1 protein-coding gene is annotated in these 533 nt (G+C 75.0%); it reads right to left on the bottom strand.

Translation table 11 applies throughout. The features are described from left to right. Positions 1–306, bottom strand: a 306-nt coding sequence (locus tag HCK04_RS40525) for a DUF222 domain-containing protein (RefSeq protein WP_142652795.1), incomplete at its 3' end; no start/stop codon positions are given. Positions 307–533: the final 227 nt, after the last annotated feature.

Genomic DNA, 533 nt, shown 5'->3' with positions numbered 1-533 from the left:
GTCGACCCAGCACGTGGCATACCGGGCGAAGATGGCCCGCCGCTGGGCAGGAGTCGCCAGGCGGACCTTGCGGCCCATGTCGAGCACCTGCCCGTCGGCGTTCATGACGATCCGCACCAGAGTCGAGGTCCGGGCGAGCCGATGCACGCTGGAGACGGGCAGCACTTGCCCCGTCGCCAGCAACAACCCCGGCGGCACCATCCCCAGCGGCCCTCCCAGCGAGGCACCCAGTGCCGTCCCCAGCAGCGACCCGGGCAGCGTGCCTGCCGACGCTCCCAGCGCCGACCCCAGCGACGCCCCGGGCATCGTGCCCGCCGACGCACCTGGCGCTGCTCCGGGTGACGCCCCGGGAGCTGCTCCCGGTGATGCACCCCGCGATGCCCCCTGTGCCGCTCCTTGCGATGCTGCTTGCGCCGTCCCCGGCGTCCCACGCCCGGCTCCCGGTGCCCATCCGGGTGGTGTCTCCCGCTCCGGTCCGGGCCCGCCGGGCGTCGCTCCCGACGGTCCCGATGTCCCCGACGCCTGCGTCGCAC

Origin of the sequence: Microbispora sp. CL1-1, assembly GCF_012034195.1 — a bacterium.
Lineage (GTDB): Bacteria > Actinomycetota > Actinomycetes > Streptosporangiales > Streptosporangiaceae > Microbispora.
Note: the sequence above shows the minus strand (reverse complement) of the source record. Positions and strands in the feature narration are given on the sequence as shown.